Genomic DNA, 17,231 nt, shown 5'->3' with positions numbered 1-17,231 from the left:
GCTAAAGCTTGCGCAGCCGCAGCCTGTTGATGGAGTGATCGGCGTCCTTGCGCAGTACCAGGGTCGCTCGCGGCCGGGTGGGCAGGATGTTCTCGATCAGGTTGGGCCGGTTGATCGATCGCCAGATGTCGCGCGCGGCGGCCACCGCCTGCTGGTCATTGAGTGCCGCGTAGTGGTGGAAGTGCGAGTCGGGGTTGGCGAACGAGGTGGAGCGCATCGCCAAGAACCGCGAGATGTACCAGTGCTCGATGTCTTCCACCCGGGCGTCGACGTACAGCGAGAAGTCGAACAGGTCGGAGATCATCAGCGTCGGCCCGGTCTGCAGCACGTTGAGGCCTTCGAGGATCAAGATGTCGGGGTGGCGGACCACCTGCTTGGCGCTGGGAACGATGTCGTAACTCAGGTGTGAGTACACCGGCGCGCACACATAGTCTGCGCCGGACTTCACCGAGGTGACAAACCGCATCAGCGCCCGGCGGTTGTAGCTTTCCGGAAACCCTTTGCGGTGCATCAAGTTCCGGCGCGCCAACTCGTCATTGGGATAGAGGAAGCCGTCGGTGGTGACCAGGTCCACCCGCGGGTGGTGATCCCAGCGGGCCAGCAGCGCCTGCAGCACGCGGGCCGTCGTCGACTTACCGACGGCCACGCTGCCGGCCACGCCGATGATGAACGGCACCGGCCGGTCGGGGCTCTGATCGTTCTCCCCGAGGAACTCCGCGGTCGCGGCGAAGAGCTGCTGGCGGGCGGCGACCTGCAGGTGCAGAAGACGCGCGAGCGGCAGATAGACCTCTTCGACCTCCAACAGGTCGACCTGCTCGCCGAGGCCGCGTAGCGCCACGACTTCTTCCTCGGTAAGCGGCATCGGCGTCGACATACGCAGTGTCCGCCATTGACGTCGGTCGAACTCCACGTAGGGACTCGGCTCGCTAAGCCGCCGCATGACCATACAGTCTTGCAGTAGCCGCGACGGTTAGCCTGATCGGGTATGGAGCCCGCCGCCTTGATCCGTGAATACCTGTTGCTCGGTCTGCGCTTCGACCGCATCGAACAGGGTTATGTCGACGCCTTCACCGGCGACCCCGAGTTGCAGCGACTGGTCGCTAACGAGCCGATGCCCAACCCGTCCGACCTGGCCCGCCAGGCCGAGAAGCTGGTCGCGGCGCTGCCCAGCGGCCTCGATCCGGCGCGTGCCGAGTACCTCCGGGTGCACCTGCGGGCGCTGGCGTGCGCCGGGCGCAAGTTCGCCGGGGAGCAGGTCGGCTTCGTCGACGAGGTCAGTGACTATTTTGACCTGCCGGTCATCGTCAAGGGGGACCCCGACCGCTATCGCCAAGCCCATGCCCGGCTCGACGAAGCGCTGGGTGGCGCTGGTCCGCTGGCCGAGCGGATGGCCGCGCACCGGCGGGCCGAGGAGATTCCGCCGGAGCGGCTCGAAGCGGCCATCCACGCGTTCTCCTCGGCGCTGCGCGACCGGGTGCGGGTGGACTTCCCGCTGCCGGAAACCGAAACCATCACCTACGAGGTGGTCACCGACAAGCCGTGGTCGGGGTTCAACTATTACCGCGGCGACTACCGCTCCACAGTGGCGGTCAACGCCGACCTCAAACAGCTGATGTCGAATCTGCCGCGGCTGGTGGCCCACGAGTCCTACCCGGGTCATCACACCGAGCACTGCCGCAAGGAGGCCGGGCTGGTCGCCAAGCTCGGCCAGGCCGAGCAGACCATCTTCCTGGTCAACACTCCGCAGTGCCTGATGGCCGAGGGCCTGGCCGACTTGGCGCTGTATGCCGCGGTCGGGCCGGGCTGGGGTGCCTGGGCCGCTGAGATCTACGCCGACCTGGGCCTGCAGTTCGACGGTGAGCGGGCCGAAGCGGTGTCCGAGGCCGCCGCGGCGCTGGCCGACGTCCGGCAGGACGCGGCGCTGATGCTGCACGACGAGCACCGCGACGCCGACGAGGTGGCCGACTACCTGCGCCGCTGGCTGCTGATCACCGACGACCGGGCCCGCCAGACGCTGCGGTTCCTGTCCTCGCCGCTGTGGCGGGCCTACACCTCCACGTATGTGGAGGGCTACCGGCTGCTGCGCGGCTGGCTGGACGCCGCGCCGCCCGGGGTGAGCCTCACCGAGCGGTTCGGTCGGCTGCTCGACGAGCCGCTCACCCCGTCGGCGTTGCGGGCCCAGTAGCGCCCCCACAGCACCGGCCCGGCCGGGTGAGTGTGCGGATTTACACACCGGACCTCGTAATTTGCGGATAAATCCGCACATTCGGCGCAACGGGAGCGATCGCTGGCCTGCGGCGATCGAGTGAACGTCACCGTGCCAGACTGGAGGGCGTGACTGCCGCACCGAACACCCGCCCCGCATCCACCATGTCGACTCCGCTGGCCGACCTCGACCCCGACATCGCCGAGCTGCTCGGCAAGGAACTGGGGCGTCAGCGCGACACGCTGGAGATGATCGCCTCGGAGAACTTCGTGCCGCGGGCGGTGCTGCAGGCGCAGGGCAGCGTGTTGACGAACAAGTACGCCGAGGGCCTGCCGGGCCGGCGCTACTACGGCGGGTGCGAGCACGTCGACGTGGTGGAGAACATCGCCCGTGACCGCGCCAAGGAGTTGTTCGGCGCCGACTTCGCCAACGTCCAGCCGCACTCGGGCGCGCAGGCCAACGCCGCGGTGCTGCAGGCGCTGATGGAGCCCGGTGACCGACTGCTGGGCCTCGACCTGGCCAACGGAGGACACCTGACCCACGGGATGCGGCTGAACTTCTCCGGCAAGCTTTATGAGAACGCCTTCTACGGCGTCGACCCCGTCACCCACCGCATCGACATGGACGTGGTCCGGTCGCAGGCACTCGAGTTCAAGCCGAAGGTGATCATTGCCGGCTGGTCGGCCTACCCGCGCATCGTTGACTTTGCGGCGTTCCGCTCGATCGCCGACGAGGTCGACGCGACGCTGTGGGTGGACATGGCCCACTTCGCCGGGCTGGTGGCCGCCGGGCTGCACCCGTCGCCGGTGCCGCACGCCCAGGTGGTCTCCACCACCGTGCACAAGACCCTCGGCGGCCCCCGCTCCGGTCTGATCGTCGGCCAGAAGGAATTCGCCAAGCAGATCAACTCGGCGGTCTTCCCCGGCCAGCAGGGCGGTCCGCTGATGCACGTGATCGCCGCCAAGGCCGTCGCGCTGAAGATCGCCGGCACCCCCGAATTCGCCGAGCGTCAGCAGCGGGTGCTCTCCGGCGCGAAGATCCTCGCCGAGCGGCTGCTGGCCGCCGACGTGGCCAAGGCCGGCGTCTCGGTGGTCAGTGGCGGCACCGATGTGCACCTGGTGCTGGTCGACCTGCGGGACTCGCCGCTGGACGGCCAGATGGCCGAGGACCTGCTGCACGAGGTCGGCATCACCGTCAACCGCAACGCCGTCCCGAACGACCCGCGACCGCCGATGGTCACCTCCGGGCTTCGGGTGGGCACCCCCGCGCTGGCTGCCCGTGGCTTCGGCGACGCCGAGTTCACCGAGGTCGCCGATGTCATCGCCACGGCGCTGGCGGCCGGTTCGGCCGCTGACGTGCCGGCGCTGCGGGCCCGGGTCGCCAAGCTGGCGCAGGACTTCCCGCTCTACGACGGCCTGGAGGACTGGAAGCTCGCCTGACGGGACACGCCGCACCCGGGTTGACAAGATAGTGTGAATTCGGGTTACAGTTACTTTCATGGCTGAACGTCCCGTTGCTAATGCACTGATCCGCGAGCTGGAGCCGGTGGTCGACGCGAACCTGGTCCGGCACATTGACACGGTGGACCCGTGGTTCGCGCACGACTTCGTGCCGTTCGAGCAGGGCCAGAACTTCGCCTTCCTCGGTGGCAAGGACTGGGACCCGTCGCAGGTCAGCTTGCCCAAGGCGATCACCGACGCCTGCGAGATCCTGCTCGTCGAGAAGGACAGCCTGGCCGGCTACCACCGTGAGCTGGTCGAGCACTTCATCCTCGAGGACAAGTGGGGACGCTGGATCGGCAGGTGGACCGCCGAAGAGCACCTGCACGCCATCGCGTTGCGCGAGTACCTGATCGTGACCCGGGAGATCGACCCCGACGAGAACGAGCGTGTTCGCATGGAGCACGTCCAGAAGGGCTACCGCGCCAACCATTACAGCCAGGTCGAGACGCTGGTGTTCATGGCCTTCTACGAGCGCGCCTGCGCCGAGTTCTGCCGCAATCTGGCCGACAAGACCGACGAGCCGGTGCTCAAGGGGCTGATCGGTCGGATCGCAGCCGACGAGGAACGCCACGAGGAGTTCTTCTCCAACCTGGTCGCGCACTGCCTGGACTACGTGCATGACGAGACGGTGGCCGCGATCGCAGCCCGCGCCGCCGAGCTCAAGATCGTCGGCGCCGACATCGATGGCTACGCCGACCGGCAGGCCGGAATCGCCGAAGCGGGCATCTTCGGGCCCGACCAGTTGCGCCGGGTGATCTCCGACCGAATCAGCGCTTGGGGCTTGGCTGCCAACCCCGATCTGAAGCCGTTCGTCATCGGCTGAAAACTCCGGCGCGCCTGCGCAGCGCGCACGCGGCGACGGGGGTACCGTCGCAATCGATGGCTAGCCACACGCTTCGCTGTCTCATCGGCACCACCGGTCGTGATTACGACAGGACCGGCCCCGGTCCTGTGCCGTGCCCCCCGTCGAAATGTTCGCGCGGGGTCGCGCGTGCCCTCACCGCTGGAGCGCTTAGTGCCTGAAATCCGGACGTACGTGCTCGACACCTCCGTGCTGCTGTCGGACCCGTGGGCTTGCACCCGGTTCGCCGAACATGAGGTTGTCGTCCCACTGGTGGTTATCAGCGAGTTGGAGGCTAAACGCCACCATCACGAGCTCGGCTGGTTCGCCCGCCAGGCACTGCGCATCTTCGACGACATGCGACTAGAGCACGGACGGCTTGACCAGCCCATTCCCGTTGGGACGCAGGGCGGTACGTTGCACGTCGAGCTCAACCACAGCGACCCGGCGGTGCTGCCGACCGGGTTCCGCACGGACAGCAACGACTCGCGGATCTTGACCTGTGCGGCTAACCTGGCGGCCGAAGGGCGCCGGGTCACGTTGGTGAGCAAGGACATTCCGCTGCGGGTCAAGGCCGCCGCCCTGGGGCTGGCCGCCGACGAGTACCACGCCCAGGACGTCATCGTCTCCGGCTGGACCGGAATGGACGAGGTCGAGGCGTCTGTCGAGGACGTCGACGCGCTGTTCGATGAGGGCGAGATCGACCTGGCCGTCGCCCGGGATCTGCCGTGCCACACCGGAATCCGTCTTCTCGCCGGCAGCTCGCACGCATTGGGCCGGGTGAACGCGGCCAAGCGGGTGCAGCTGGTCCGCGGCGACCGGGAGGCGTTCGGCCTGCGCGGGCGGTCCGCCGAGCAGCGGGTGGCGCTGGATCTGCTCCTGGACGAATCGGTGGGCATCGTCTCGCTGGGCGGCAAGGCCGGCACCGGGAAGTCTGCGCTGGCGCTGTGCGCCGGTCTGGAGGCCGTCTTGGAGCGGCGCACTCAGCGCAAGGTGGTGGTGTTCCGCCCGCTGTACGCCGTCGGCGGACAGGAACTCGGCTATCTGCCGGGTAGTGAGAACGAGAAGATGGGGCCGTGGGCTCAGGCGGTGTTCGACACCCTTGAGGGCCTGGCCAGCCCGGCGGTGCTCGAGGAGGTGCTGTCGCGCGGCATGCTCGAAGTGCTGCCACTGACGCACATCCGCGGCCGCTCGCTGCACGACTCGTTCGTGATCGTCGACGAAGCGCAATCGCTGGAGCGCAACGTGCTGCTGACCGTGCTGTCGCGGCTGGGCACCGGCTCGCGGGTGGTGCTCACCCACGACGTCGCGCAGCGGGACAACCTGCGGGTCGGCCGGCACGACGGGATCGCCGCGGTGATCGAGAAGCTCAAAGGTCACCCGTTGTTCGCGCACATCACCCTGCTGCGCAGCGAACGGTCGCCGATTGCCGCCCTGGTCACCGAGATGCTCGAGGAGATCAGCGGACCCGACCTGAGCTGAGCCCCGGTAGGCTGCCGGGGTGGCAAAACCCTGGCATGTCGGTGTCGTTGCGATGGCCGTTGCGGTGCTCGGCGCCTGCACCAGCCATGTCCACGAGGCGTCGGCCGAACCGGTGGACTGCGCCGTGGACAAGTGTGTGGCGCTGACATTCGACGACGGTCCGTCGCCCTACACCGACCGGCTGTTGGGGATCTTGAACGACGCCGGTGCGCGCTCCACGTTCTTCCTGATCGGCAACAAGGTGGCGGCCGACCCGGCTGGCGCCAAGCGGATCGCTGACGCCGGCATGGAGATCGGCAGTCATACCTGGGAACACCCCAACATGACCACGATCCCGGCGGCGGACGTGCCCGCGCAGTTCGCCAAGGCCACCGACGCGATCCGCTCCGCCACCGGCGTCACTCCGACGCTCTGGCGCCCACCCGGCGGGCTCACCGACGCGGCGGTCAACGCTCGGGCCGCCGAGGCCGGACAGGCCGCGATCCTGTGGGATGTCATCCCGTTCGACTGGATCAACGACGCCGACACCAATGCCACCCGCTACATGCTGATGACCCAGATCAAGCCGGGGTCGGTGGTGTTGTTCCACGACACCTACTCGTCCACGGTGGATCTGGTCTACCAGTTCCTGCCAGTGCTCAAAGCCAATGGCTACCACGTGGTTACGGTCAGCCAGCTGCTCGGCCCGCGCGCGCCGGGCAGCGTGTACGGGAGCCGGGAGAACGGCCCGCCGGTCAACGAGCTGCACGACATCCCACCCTCGGACATCCCGGGACTGCCGGCCACGCCGTCGCCGCCGCCGATGCCGAATTTCCCGATCACCGACATCGCCGGGGCGAATTCGGGGGGACCCAACAACGGGGCGTGACGCTGCTAGGTGCTTGTTCGCGAGATTGCGCTCACGCAGGTGGCTACTCGAACTTTTCCTGCATGGTTGCGATCTCGCGGCTTGGGTCCGGGGATCCTCGGCTCTCGACCCTTGACACCTTGACACAAAAAACTATTCTTTGTGTCAAGCGAGCCGAGGAGGCCACAGATGACGGCAGCGACCCGTCCGATCACCAGCATCGATCCCGCCACTCGGATTCGGCCTGAGGTGATGGCCCAGTTCCGCAGGCACTCCGGCAGCGTGTTGTCTGGCCTGTTCGGGGCCGCGGCGTTCGACGAGGTGGCGTTGGTGCCGGTGGCCGCCGCAGTGGACAAGACCGGACGCTTCGAACGCAACTTCACCGACCGCGCCATCCGCAGCGGATTCTCTGCGCTGCTTGCCATCTGGGGCGACGCCGAGGATCGTGCCGCCGAGGGTGAGCGACTCAAGCGGATGCACCGCGACGTTCACGGCCGCGGCAAGGGGGACTTCGCCGATGTCCGCTACAGCGCGCTGAACCCGCGCCTGTGGAACTGGATTGCCGTCAGCGGCATGTTCGTGACCCTCAATTCGTTCACTCCGGTCACCGGTATCAAATGGAATGACGCCGAGCGAGAGGCGGCCTACCAGCAACTGGTTGAGGCGTTCCGTGCGCTCGAGTTGCCCGGCAAGGCCGGCAAGTTCCCTGCGACCTACGCCGAGGCCGTCGAATACTACGACCAGATGGTGCAGACCGACTTGGCGGCCAACCCGTTCTTGGATCGGGTCACTGCCGGCCTGGGCAAGTTGCCGCTGCCGTCGGCGCTACCGGCACCGGTTCGTACCGCGGCTGCTCCGCTGTGGTCTGTGGTCAGCGCGGGGGCCGGCCGGGTGGTCAAGATCTGTTCGTTCGGGATCATGCATCCCGGCGTACGGGAGCTGACCGGCTTCCGGTGGCAGCCACACCACGACGTCGAATTCAACTTCTACACCCAGCTGCTGCAGATGGCGTGGCGGGTGTTGCCCGATCGCGTCGTGCTGGTGCCGCTGGCCTACAACCGGCTGCAGTACGAGAAGCTGGTGAAGATGCACCGCTCAGTCGCGCTGGATTCCTTTGCGCCGCCCGGCGGCTGCCCGATGGGATGACACACTGGTGCCGATGACATCGCGACGCAGTACCGCGAGCCCAGCCGAGCAAGAGGCGGCCATCCTCAAAGCGGCCGCCGAAGAAGTCGGACTGGTCGGGGTGGGCCGCGCCAGCCTCGATGTCATCGCCCGCCAGGCGGGGGTCAGCCGCAGCACCCTGTACCGGCGCTTCCCGACGCGGGACGCACTGATCACCGAGCTCGGTCGCCGGGCCTTCGACAATGCGATGGTTCAGCTGCGCACCGTCGCGGTGGACTCCGGGCCGAAGAACGCGGCGGTGGCGGCGTTTCGTGCTGGGTTGCGGCTGCTCACCACCGATCCGGTGGTGCGAAAGCTGCTCCGGCTTGACGCCGGTGTGCCGATGATGGCCGGGATGTACCAGGAGGCCGAGGCATTCCTGGAAAGCGCGTCGAGCGCGATGGCCAAGGCACTGCGCGCCGCCGGCGCCACCATGCCCGACGCCGACTTGGTGGCCGCCGCCGAACTGCATGTGCGCTTGGCTGCGTCGATTGCCCAGGTGTCGACGCCGGTGCTCGAGCCGAGTGACGACGAGGCGGTCAGCGCCTACGCGCAGAAGTATCTGGCGCCGCTGGTCTGGTAGACGGGGCGGAGCCGAGAACGATCACGACGGCGGCCGAAGCCAGCGAGAATGCCCCCACCACCCATAGTGCGGCCTTGCCGTCGCCGGTCAGATCCGTCAGCCAACCCGTGACGTAGGGACCACCGAAGCCGCTGATGTTGCCCAGCGAGTTGATCAAGGCGATGCCGCCGGCCGCCGCGGTTCCGGTGAGGAACGTCGAGGGCAGCGCCCAGAACACCGGCATGGCGCACATGATCGAACACGTCGTCAACGTGATCGCGACCATCGCCAGGTACGGGTTGGCCATATACAGCGCCGCCGGGATGCACACCCCGCCGACGATCGCGGGGATCGCCACATGCCAGACGCGCTCGCCCGTCCGGTCGGCGTGGCGGGCCCAGGGCACCATCACGATCGCCGCGATCGCGTAGGGGATAGCGGTCACCAGGCCGCGCCCGATGATGCTCAGGTGGCTGCCGTACTGCTGCTGAAATCCCGAGACGATGGTCGGCAGGAAGAACCCAACGGCGTACAGCCCGTAGACGATCCCGAAGTAGACGAACGCCAGGGCCAGGATCCTGGGGTGGCTGAGCGCCTTGCGCAGCGGCCAGTGCTGACCGGCCTCCGCGGCAGCACGTTCGTCGGCCAAGGTGGTTTCCAGCCACTGCCGCTCGTCGGCGTTGAGCCAGCCCGCCGCGGCCGGGCGATCGGTCAGGTAGAACCAGCAGGCGAACGCCAACGCAATGGCCGGCAACCCCTCGACGAGGAACATGAACCGCCACCCGGCCAGTCCGAAAACGCCATGGCCCCAGTCGATGACGAGTGCGGACAAGGTGGCGCCGATGGCTGTGGACACCGGCACCGACACCATGAACAGCGAGATCGCCCGGGATCGCTGCTTCTGCGGGAACCAGAACGTGAGGTAGAGGATGATGCCCGGGAAGAAGCCGGCCTCGGCCACGCCCAGCAGGAACCGCAGCGCGACGAGCGTCGCTGCGTTGGGCACGAAAGCGATTGCGGTGCTGACGATTCCCCAGGTCAGCATGATCCGGGCCAGCCAGCGTCGGCCGCCGAACCTGTGCAGCGCGATATTGCTGGGTATCTCCAGCAACAGGTAGCCGAAGAAGAAGATCCCCGACGCGAACCCGAAGGTGGTGGCGGTCAGGCCGAGCTCGGCGTTCATCCCGTTGGGCCCGGCGAAGCCGATATTGACCCGGTCCAGGTAGTTGACGACGAACAACAGCGCCAGGAAAGGGATGAGCCGACGAGAGACTTTCGCCAGCGTCGCCCGGCCCAGCTGAGGCCCGGCGGGGTCAGCGTTCATCCGCGGCCTGGCGGACTAGTCCTTCACCTTGGCCATCGCCAGCACGTCGAGGCGCTTGTCCAGCTCGGCCTCCGACAGCTTCTCGCCGATCAGGCCGCGGTCGATCACCGTCTGACGGATGGTCTTGCGCTCCTTGAGGGCCTGCTTGGCCACCGCGGCGGCCTCCTCGTAGCCGATAGCGGAGTTCAGCGGCGTCACGATCGACGGGCTGGACTCGGCCAGCTCCCGCAGGTGCTCCTCATTGGCGACCAGTCCGACGATGCAGCGCTCGGCGAACAGCTTCGAGACGTTGGTCAGCAGCTTGAACGACTCCAGCATGTTGCGGGCCATCATTGGGATGTAGACGTTCAGCTCGAAGGCGCCGTTACCGCCGCCCCAGGCGATCGCCGCGTCGTTGCCGATCACCTGCGCCGCCACCTGGGTAACCGCTTCGGGCAGAACGGGATTCACCTTGCCCGGCATGATCGAGCTGCCGGGCTGCAGGTCCGGCAGCTGAATTTCGGCCAGGCCGGTCAGCGGCCCCGAACCCATCCAGCGGATGTCGTTGGCGATCTTGGTCAGCGACACCGCGATGGTGCGCAGCGCCCCGGACGCCTCGACCAGGCCGTCGCGCGCCGCCTGGGCCTCGAACGAGTTCGCCGCGGTACGCAGCTCGGTGATCCCGGTCTCGGCGACCAGCACCTCGACCACCTTGGCGCCGAAACCCTCCGGGGCGTTCAACCCGGTGCCGACGGCGGTGCCGCCGATGGCCAGCTCACCCAGCCTCGGAAGGCACCCGCGCACTCTTTCTATGCCGGCCTCGATCTGGCGGGCGTAACCGGAGAACTCCTGGCCGAGTGTCACCGGGACGGCGTCCATCAGGTGGGTGCGGCCCGACTTGACCACGGTGCGCCACTCGACGGCCTTGGCGGCCAGCGCGTCGTGCAGGATCTGCAGCGCCGGAATCAGATGGCGCACCGCGGCCTCGGTGGCCGCGATGTGGGTGGCGGTCGGGAAGGTGTCGTTGGAGGACTGCGACATGTTCACGTCGTCGTTGGGGTGCACCGTGACGCCGTTCGCGGCGGCGATCGATGCGATCACCTCGTTGGTGTTCATGTTCGAGCTGGTGCCCGAGCCGGTCTGGAACACGTCGATGGGGAACTGGTCGTCGTGCTTGCCGTCGGCGATCTCGGCGGCGGCGGCCTTGATGGCGGCGGCCTTCTCCGGGGCCAGCAGGCCAAGGTCGGCGTTCACCTGCGCGCACGCGCTCTTGAGCAGCCCGAGCGCCCGGATCTGGGTGCGCTCCAGGCCGCGCCCGGAGATCGGGAAGTTCTCCACCGCGCGCTGGGTCTGCGCGCGCCACAGCGCGGTCACCGGCACCCGGACCTCGCCCATGGTGTCGTGTTCGATGCGGTATTCGATCTCGCTCATAGCTTTGGGTCCTCGCTTGACGGTCAGGGCAGGGGGTAGGCGGCGCGGGAGTCGCCGGTGAAGTCGACGGCCGAGTACTCATTGAGCTTCGACAGCCGGTGGTAGGCCTCGATCATCCGGACGGTGCCGGACTTGGAACGCATCACGATCGACTGGGTGGTGCAGCCGCCGGGGTAGTAGCGCACGCCCTTGAGCAGGTCGCCGTCGGTGACCCCGGTGGCACAGAAGAACACGTTCTCACCGGAGACCAGGTCCTCGGTGCTCAGCACCGCGTCCAGGTCGTAGCCGGCGTCGAGGGCTTTCTGCCGCTCGGCCTCGTCGGTGGGCGCCAGCTGGGCCTGGATCGCCCCGCCCATACAGCGGATCGCGGCCGCGGCGATGATGCCCTCGGGGGTTCCGCCGATCCCGGCGAGCATGTCGGTGCCCGAGTCGGGGCGGCACGCCGAAATGGCGCCGGCCACGTCACCGTCGGTGATCAGCCGGATGCGCGCACCGGTGGCGCGCACGTCGTGGATCAGCTGGCGGTGCCGGGGCCGGTCCAGGATGCACACCGTCATATCCCGGGGTGACAGGCCCTTGACCTTGGCGACCGCGGCGATGTTGTCCGCGATCGGCTTGGTGATGTCCAGCACGTCGGCGGCCTCCGGGCCGACGGCGATCTTGTTCATGTAGAACACCGCCGACGGGTCGAACATCGCGCCGCGCTCGGCCACCGCCAGCACCGAGATCGCGTTGGGCATGCCCTTGCTCATCAGGGTGGTGCCGTCGACCGGGTCGACGGCGAAGTCGCAGTCGGGGCCGTCACCGTTGCCCACTTCTTCGCCGTTGTAGAGCATCGGCGCGTGGTCCTTCTCGCCCTCGCCGATCACCACCACGCCGCGCATGGACACCGAGTTCACCAGTTCGCGCATCGCGTCGACGGCCGCGCCGTCGCCGCCTTCCTTGTCGCCGCGGCCCACCCAGCGGCCGGATGCCATGGCACCGGCCTCGGTCACCCGCACCAGCTCCAAGGCCAGGTTGCGGTCTGGGGCTTCGCGTCGAGTTGGTCCCGTCATGCCAGTCACGGCTGATGATTCTCCCAGAACCAGATCGGCACCGTTGAGCTGGGATACTGGCTTCCGTGACCACAGAGCCCCAGCCGGCGCCCAAGCCCGCGAAACCACGCATATTGCAGGACTGGCGCGACATGTTCTGGTCGCTGGTGCCGCTGGCCCTGGCGTGCGTTGCGCTGGCCGGACTGGCCGGAACCTGCGCATTTCGGCCGGGGGGCATCACCGCCGGGCCGGTGCCGCCCTATGACGCCGTCGCGGCGCTGAACGCTGATGCGCAGACTCTCGGGTTCCCGGTCCGGCTGCCGCAGCTGCCCGACGGCTGGCAACCCAACTCCGGCACCCGCGGCAGCATCACCGACGGCCGCACCGACTCCGCGGGCCAGCGGTTGCGCGCGGTCACCTCTCGGGTGGGCTACGTCAGCCCGACCGGGATGTACGTGAGCCTGACGCAGAGCAACGCCGACGAGGTCCCGCTGGTCGCGTCGATCCAGCCTGGCCTGCACCCGACCGGGACCGAGGACGTCGACGGCATCCGGTGGGTGGTCTACCAAGGCGACGGCGATTCGGTGTGGACCACCCGCCTGGCCGGAAAATCCGGGGCAGCCCAGCTCGCGATCAGCAGTTCGGGCGGTCCCGAGTTGTTCCGGACTCTGGCCGCGGCCGTGCAGTCGCAGGCGCCGCTGCCGGCGACCCGATAGGGGACGACTCGGTAGGGACTACGACCCCACAGATTTCGGCTACGCGCTTTGACCGATGGTGCGAGCCCGCCGGTGCCACATCCTGAGCTGAAACAGGAGGTGGACGGTGATGGGCAATCACGCGATCGTGTTGGGCGGAAGCATGGCCGGTCTCCTCGCCGCGCGCACCCTGGCCGACTTCTACACGGCGGTGACGGTGATCGAGCGAGACACCGTGGCGGAGTCGGTGGCGGTCCGCCGCGGAGTGCCGCAGGGCAGGCACACCCATGGCCTGTTGATGCGCGGCGCAATGGCGCTGGAAGAGCTGTTTCCCGGCTTCTTGGATCAACTCGTTGAGCGGGGCGCGGTCCTCAATGACGGCACGGACCTTTCCCGGCTGCACTTCTGCATGAACGGGCATGTGGCCGTCCATTCCGGTGCCGCCCCGGCATTCCGGGCCTACAACATGACGCGCCCTTTCCTCGAACGACACGTCCGCGGTCGGGTCATGGCCCTGCCCAATGTCAGCGTCCTCGGTGGCCGTGAGGCAGTGGAGCTTTGTCTCACCGAAACCGGCCGGGTGAGCGGCGTACGCGTCGTCGACCGCACCGACAACGTCACAGCCGAGTTGGCAGCCGACCTGGTGGTAGACGCGACGGGGCGCGGCTCGCGGACTCCCGCGCTGTTGGAGCGGGCCGGATTCGCCGCGCCCACCGAAGACGAGGTCCGCGTGGACCTGATGTACGCCAGCCAGCTCCTGCGGCTACCCGACGAGAGCTTGCGCGAATACGGTCTGATCGTGTCGCCGGTGCCGGGGCGCCCGACCGGAGTTGCCCTCGCCAAGTGTGAGAACGACACCGTCTTCTTCACGGTCTTCGGCATGGCGGGGCGTCATCCACCACTCGACCTGGCGGGCATGTGCGACTTCGTGGCCGCCGTGACACCGCCGCACATTCTGGCAGCGGTGCGTTCCGCTGAGCCGGCGAGCCCAGTCGCCCAACACCGGTTTCCTTCCAGCCGGTGGCGTCGCTATGACAAGCTGGCTCACCCACCGGCGGGACTGGTGGTCGTCGGTGACGCCGTGTGCAGTTTCAACCCGATCTATGCGCAGGGCATGACGGTGGCGGCGGTGGAAGCACTCGTGCTGCGCGACTGCCTGGCCCAGGGCACAGATGACCTGTCGCGGAGGTTCTTTCGGGCGGCGGCCAAGCCGATCCGGCAAGCGTGGCAGATGGCCGCCGGTGGTGACTTGAGCCTGCCCGAAATCGCCGGAACACCGCCGTTTGCGACGCGGGTGCTCAATGGCTATCTGGAGCGAGTGCTGGCGACCGCCGAGCACGACATCGAGGTGTTCGAGCAGTTCATCAAAGTTGCGTGGCTCGTCGACCAGCCGAGCCGGCTGCTGCGTCCCGGCATGATTCGTCGGATCGCGTTCAGTCGTCGTGGCGTCCGGCTTCCTGAACCAGTTGTACCCGTGAGGTCAGGTTGAGCTTGGTGTAGACGTGGGTGAGATGGGTCTGCACGGTGCGCGGTGAGACCAGCAGGCGGGTGGCGATCTCCTTGTTGGCCAGACCAGCGCACACCAGCCGGACGACCTCGCGCTCGGTCGGTGTCAGCGAGCCCCAGCCCATGGAGGGCCGCCGGCGTTGCCCTTTGCCGCGCTGCGCATACTCGATCGCTTCGAAACCGGTCAGCGTCGCGCCTTCGGCTAATGCGGCGTCGAAGTCCTTGTTGCCCAAAGCATTACGGACCGCCCGCATTGTCGCTCGATTGGCGGCGTCGTGAACCGTGAACCGGGCCGTGTGCATTCGTCGGCGCATACCGTCGGCTGCGCCCAGCAGCCGGGCGGAACGGCGCGGAATTCCGTTGACGCAGGCCGTTGCGGCCAGGCATTCGAGCAGGTCCGGAAGCGACAGACCCGCGTCGAGGTCCACGGCGAGGGCGAGAGCAGCGTAAGCGTCGCGTTCGCAGAGCTCCGGCTCGCGTTCGGCCAGCTTCACCCGCGCCCGGGTGGTCAGTGACAGGATGCGATGCCACCCGGTGGTCGACGAGACCGCTTCGTCGGCCACGCGACGTGCCCCGATCAGATCACCGCGCGCCAGCGCGACTTCGGCGAGCACATAGGTGTACATCCGTTGGTGCAGCGGAACCCCAGACAGCGATTCCCAGGCCACTCGGATGCAGTGATCGGCTTCGTCGATACGGCCGTCGGCCAACGCCATGATGGCACGTACGCCGCGCGAGTTGCCCATCCATAGCTGCCCAAGTTCTTCGGCCGCCGACACCGTCGGGGCGATCTCGGCCATGGCTGAGCGCGGATCTCCTTGATAGCTGAAGGATTGCGCACGGTAGTGCCCGCTCACCACTTCCCAGAGCACGTCCCGGTCGGTGCGGGCTTCGTCGGCTATCGCCCCGAAGTGCGCTGCCGCGCCGACCGCATCTCCAGCGACCAGCTGCGCCCAGGACGACCACGTGCGGCACTGGCGGGAGGTGAACCGATCACCGATCTTGTCGGCAATCTGGACACCTTCGGAGGCTGCAGCGCGCACCCTGACCGGATCACCTTCCAGAAAGGCCATATTCGCTCGCCAGCCCAAGATTTGGCAGAGCCGCCAGCGGTCGTCCACCGACCGGGCCAGCTCGGCGGCCTCGGCGAAATACTGCTCGCCTGGCTCGCCGTGCAGGGCAGCAATGATGCCGCGGGTGGTCAGGGCCCGCGCGAGCAGCGCCGGGTTGTCCTGTGTTCGGGACTGGGCCACAGCGAGCTCCGCTGGTTCGGGCTGGTGGGCACTAGCCACCCAGCCGTCCAGCAGTGCTCGATCGGCCAGTGCGGCCGCCCGCGTAGCGGGCGCCAGGTCTGTCGAGTGGTCGTTGGTGAGGACAGCGTCAAACCAGGCCAGCCCCTCCAGAATGCGGCCCGAGGCCAGCCAAAGCGGTAGCAGCGACGACGCCATTGTCAGCGCCGTGTCGTCGTCGGCGCAGTGGCGGCTCCAGGCGAACGCGGCGCGGAAGTTGTCGAGTTCCAGGACGGCCTGCTGCAGCCCGCACTGCAGGCTGGTACCGGAGAGTGCGTCGATCGCGGATGCCGTCGCTGCGTAGAAGTCCCGGTGCCGGCACTGCGCGACGTCGCATTCGCCGGCCTCCTCGAGCCGTTCAAAGGCGTACTCACGCACCGTCTCCAGTAGCCGGTACCGGGTCCGGTCCTGGTTGTCGACGACCATCACCAGGGACTTGTCGATCAGCTGGGTGAGGAGTTCGAGGATCTGGTCAGCGCCCAGGCCGTCACCGGAGGCGGTCGCGGCAGCAGCGGACAGATCGAATCCCCCGACAAACACCGCAAGACGCCGGAACAGGACGCGCTCATCCGGGGTGAGCAGCGCGTGTGACCAGTCCACCGATGCCCGTAACGTCTGCTGACGTGGAACAGCCGTGCGCGCGCCACCGGTCAGCAGCGCGAAGCGATGCTGCAACCCCTCAAGAATCTCGGTGGGCGACATGGCCCGTAGGCGGGCGGCAGCCAGTTCGAGGGCCAACGGCATGCCGTCGAGGCGGCGGCAGATCTCAGCGATCGTGGCCCGGTTCGCGTCGGTCAGGGTGAACGTCGGGAGCACCAGGCGAGCTCGGTCGGTGAACAACGTCAACGCTTCGTCATCCAACGACAGCGACGGCACACGCCAGGTGGTCTCTCCGGCCAGCCCCAGTGGCTCCCTGCTGGTGGTCATCACCGTCACATTCCGGCAGCCGGTCAACAGCACATCGATCAAGGATGCGATGGGGTGCAGCAGGTGCTCGCAGTTGTCGCAAACCAGGAGCAGCTGCCGGTCGCCGATGAAATTCAGCAGGCTGTCCGTAGCTGAGCGGCCAGGTTGATCCGGTAGGCCCAGTGCCTGGGCAAAGGCGACCGCTACCAGATCCGGGTGTGCGAGCGGAGCGCAGTCGACGTAGCAGGCTCCCGCCGTGAAGAGGGGCGCGATCTGACGGGTGACTTCAATCGCCAAACGAGTCTTTCCCGAACCACCCGCGCCGCTCAGCGTCAGCAGCCGACTCACGGCCAGCAGTGAGCGCAGCTCATCGATCTGCCCCTGGCGCCCGATGAAACTTGTCAGCGGCACCGGTAGATGCGGCACCGTGCTGTCGCCCACGAGGAAGATCGTGTCATCACAT

Annotated in this window: 14 protein-coding genes; 9 read left to right on the top strand and 5 right to left on the bottom strand. The window is 67.7% G+C overall.

The features are described 5' to 3' along the window. Position 1 precedes the first annotated feature (1 nt). Positions 2 to 940: a type I pantothenate kinase gene (coaA, locus tag ABW16_RS01015; RefSeq protein WP_047317659.1), complete on the bottom strand. Its 939-nt coding sequence runs from the start codon at positions 938 to 940 to the stop codon at positions 2 to 4. A gap of 45 nt (positions 941 to 985) precedes the next feature. Here coaA and ABW16_RS01010 point away from each other — a divergent pair, with 45 nt between their 5' ends. The 7 genes from ABW16_RS01010 to ABW16_RS00980 all read left to right on the top strand — a co-directional run bounded on the left by ABW16_RS01010 (position 986) and on the right by ABW16_RS00980 (position 8,625). Then, entirely contained in the window at positions 986 to 2,185 is a 1,200-nt protein-coding gene (locus ABW16_RS01010; RefSeq protein ID WP_047317258.1) for a hypothetical protein, read from the top strand. Between the two features lie 185 nt (positions 2,186 to 2,370). Continuing rightward, on the top strand, positions 2,371 to 3,645 hold the full coding sequence (gene glyA, locus ABW16_RS01005; RefSeq protein ID WP_047317257.1) for a serine hydroxymethyltransferase: 1,275 nt from the start codon (positions 2,371 to 2,373) through the stop codon (positions 3,643 to 3,645). A gap of 58 nt (positions 3,646 to 3,703) precedes the next feature. After that, positions 3,704 to 4,531, top strand: coding sequence for an acyl-ACP desaturase (locus tag ABW16_RS01000; protein WP_047317256.1), 828 nt, complete (start codon positions 3,704 to 3,706; stop codon positions 4,529 to 4,531). Positions 4,532 to 4,723: 192 nt separating this feature from the next. Then, positions 4,724 to 6,031: a PhoH family protein gene (locus ABW16_RS00995; protein WP_047317255.1), complete on the top strand. Its 1,308-nt coding sequence runs from the start codon at positions 4,724 to 4,726 to the stop codon at positions 6,029 to 6,031. Positions 6,032 to 6,083: 52 nt separating this feature from the next. Beyond that, a complete protein-coding gene (locus ABW16_RS00990; protein ID WP_082133895.1) occupies positions 6,084 to 6,899 on the top strand; it encodes a polysaccharide deacetylase family protein in 816 nt (271 codons plus the stop codon). Between the two features lie 168 nt (positions 6,900 to 7,067). Further along, positions 7,068 to 8,024 carry an oxygenase MpaB family protein gene (locus ABW16_RS00985; protein WP_047317253.1) on the top strand — a complete coding sequence of 319 codons (957 nt, stop codon included), beginning with the start codon at positions 7,068 to 7,070 and terminating at the stop codon, positions 8,022 to 8,024. Positions 8,025 to 8,037: 13 nt separating this feature from the next. Next, the gene (locus ABW16_RS00980; protein ID WP_047317658.1) at positions 8,038 to 8,625 is read left to right on the top strand and encodes a TetR/AcrR family transcriptional regulator; all 588 of its coding nucleotides are present in this window, start codon (positions 8,038 to 8,040) and stop codon (positions 8,623 to 8,625) included. On the opposite strand, the gene ABW16_RS00975 is transcribed toward ABW16_RS00980, so the two are convergent. The 3 genes from ABW16_RS00975 to glpX are packed head-to-tail and all read right to left on the bottom strand — an operon-like array spanning position 8,582 to position 12,393. After that, on the bottom strand, positions 8,582 to 9,928 hold the full coding sequence (locus tag ABW16_RS00975; RefSeq protein ID WP_047317252.1) for an MFS transporter: 1,347 nt from the start codon (positions 9,926 to 9,928) through the stop codon (positions 8,582 to 8,584). The genes ABW16_RS00980 and ABW16_RS00975 overlap by 44 nt on opposite strands. 15 nt (positions 9,929 to 9,943) lie before the next feature. After that, positions 9,944 to 11,338, bottom strand: a complete 1,395-nt coding sequence (locus tag ABW16_RS00970) for a class II fumarate hydratase (protein ID WP_047317251.1) — start codon at positions 11,336 to 11,338, stop codon at positions 9,944 to 9,946. Between the two features lie 23 nt (positions 11,339 to 11,361). Beyond that, the gene (gene glpX / locus ABW16_RS00965; protein WP_200900595.1) at positions 11,362 to 12,393 is read right to left on the bottom strand and encodes a class II fructose-bisphosphatase; all 1,032 of its coding nucleotides are present in this window, start codon (positions 12,391 to 12,393) and stop codon (positions 11,362 to 11,364) included. A gap of 65 nt (positions 12,394 to 12,458) precedes the next feature. Here glpX and ABW16_RS00960 point away from each other — a divergent pair, with 65 nt between their 5' ends. Further along, on the top strand, positions 12,459 to 13,088 hold the full coding sequence (locus tag ABW16_RS00960; RefSeq protein ID WP_047317249.1) for a DUF4245 domain-containing protein: 630 nt from the start codon (positions 12,459 to 12,461) through the stop codon (positions 13,086 to 13,088). 109 nt (positions 13,089 to 13,197) lie between these two features. Beyond that, complete coding sequence (locus ABW16_RS00955; protein WP_047317248.1) at positions 13,198 to 14,556, top strand: FAD-dependent oxidoreductase; 1,359 nt, start codon at positions 13,198 to 13,200, stop codon at positions 14,554 to 14,556. On the opposite strand, the gene ABW16_RS00950 is transcribed toward ABW16_RS00955, so the two are convergent. Then, positions 14,501 to 17,209 carry a helix-turn-helix transcriptional regulator gene (locus ABW16_RS00950; RefSeq protein WP_052956732.1) on the bottom strand — a complete coding sequence of 903 codons (2,709 nt, stop codon included), beginning with the start codon at positions 17,207 to 17,209 and terminating at the stop codon, positions 14,501 to 14,503. The genes ABW16_RS00955 and ABW16_RS00950 overlap by 56 nt on opposite strands. Positions 17,210 to 17,231: the final 22 nt, after the last annotated feature.

It is taken from the genome of Mycolicibacter heraklionensis (assembly GCF_001021505.1).
GTDB lineage: Bacteria > Actinomycetota > Actinomycetes > Mycobacteriales > Mycobacteriaceae > Mycobacterium > Mycobacterium heraklionense.
Note: the sequence above shows the minus strand (reverse complement) of the source record. Positions and strands in the feature narration are given on the sequence as shown.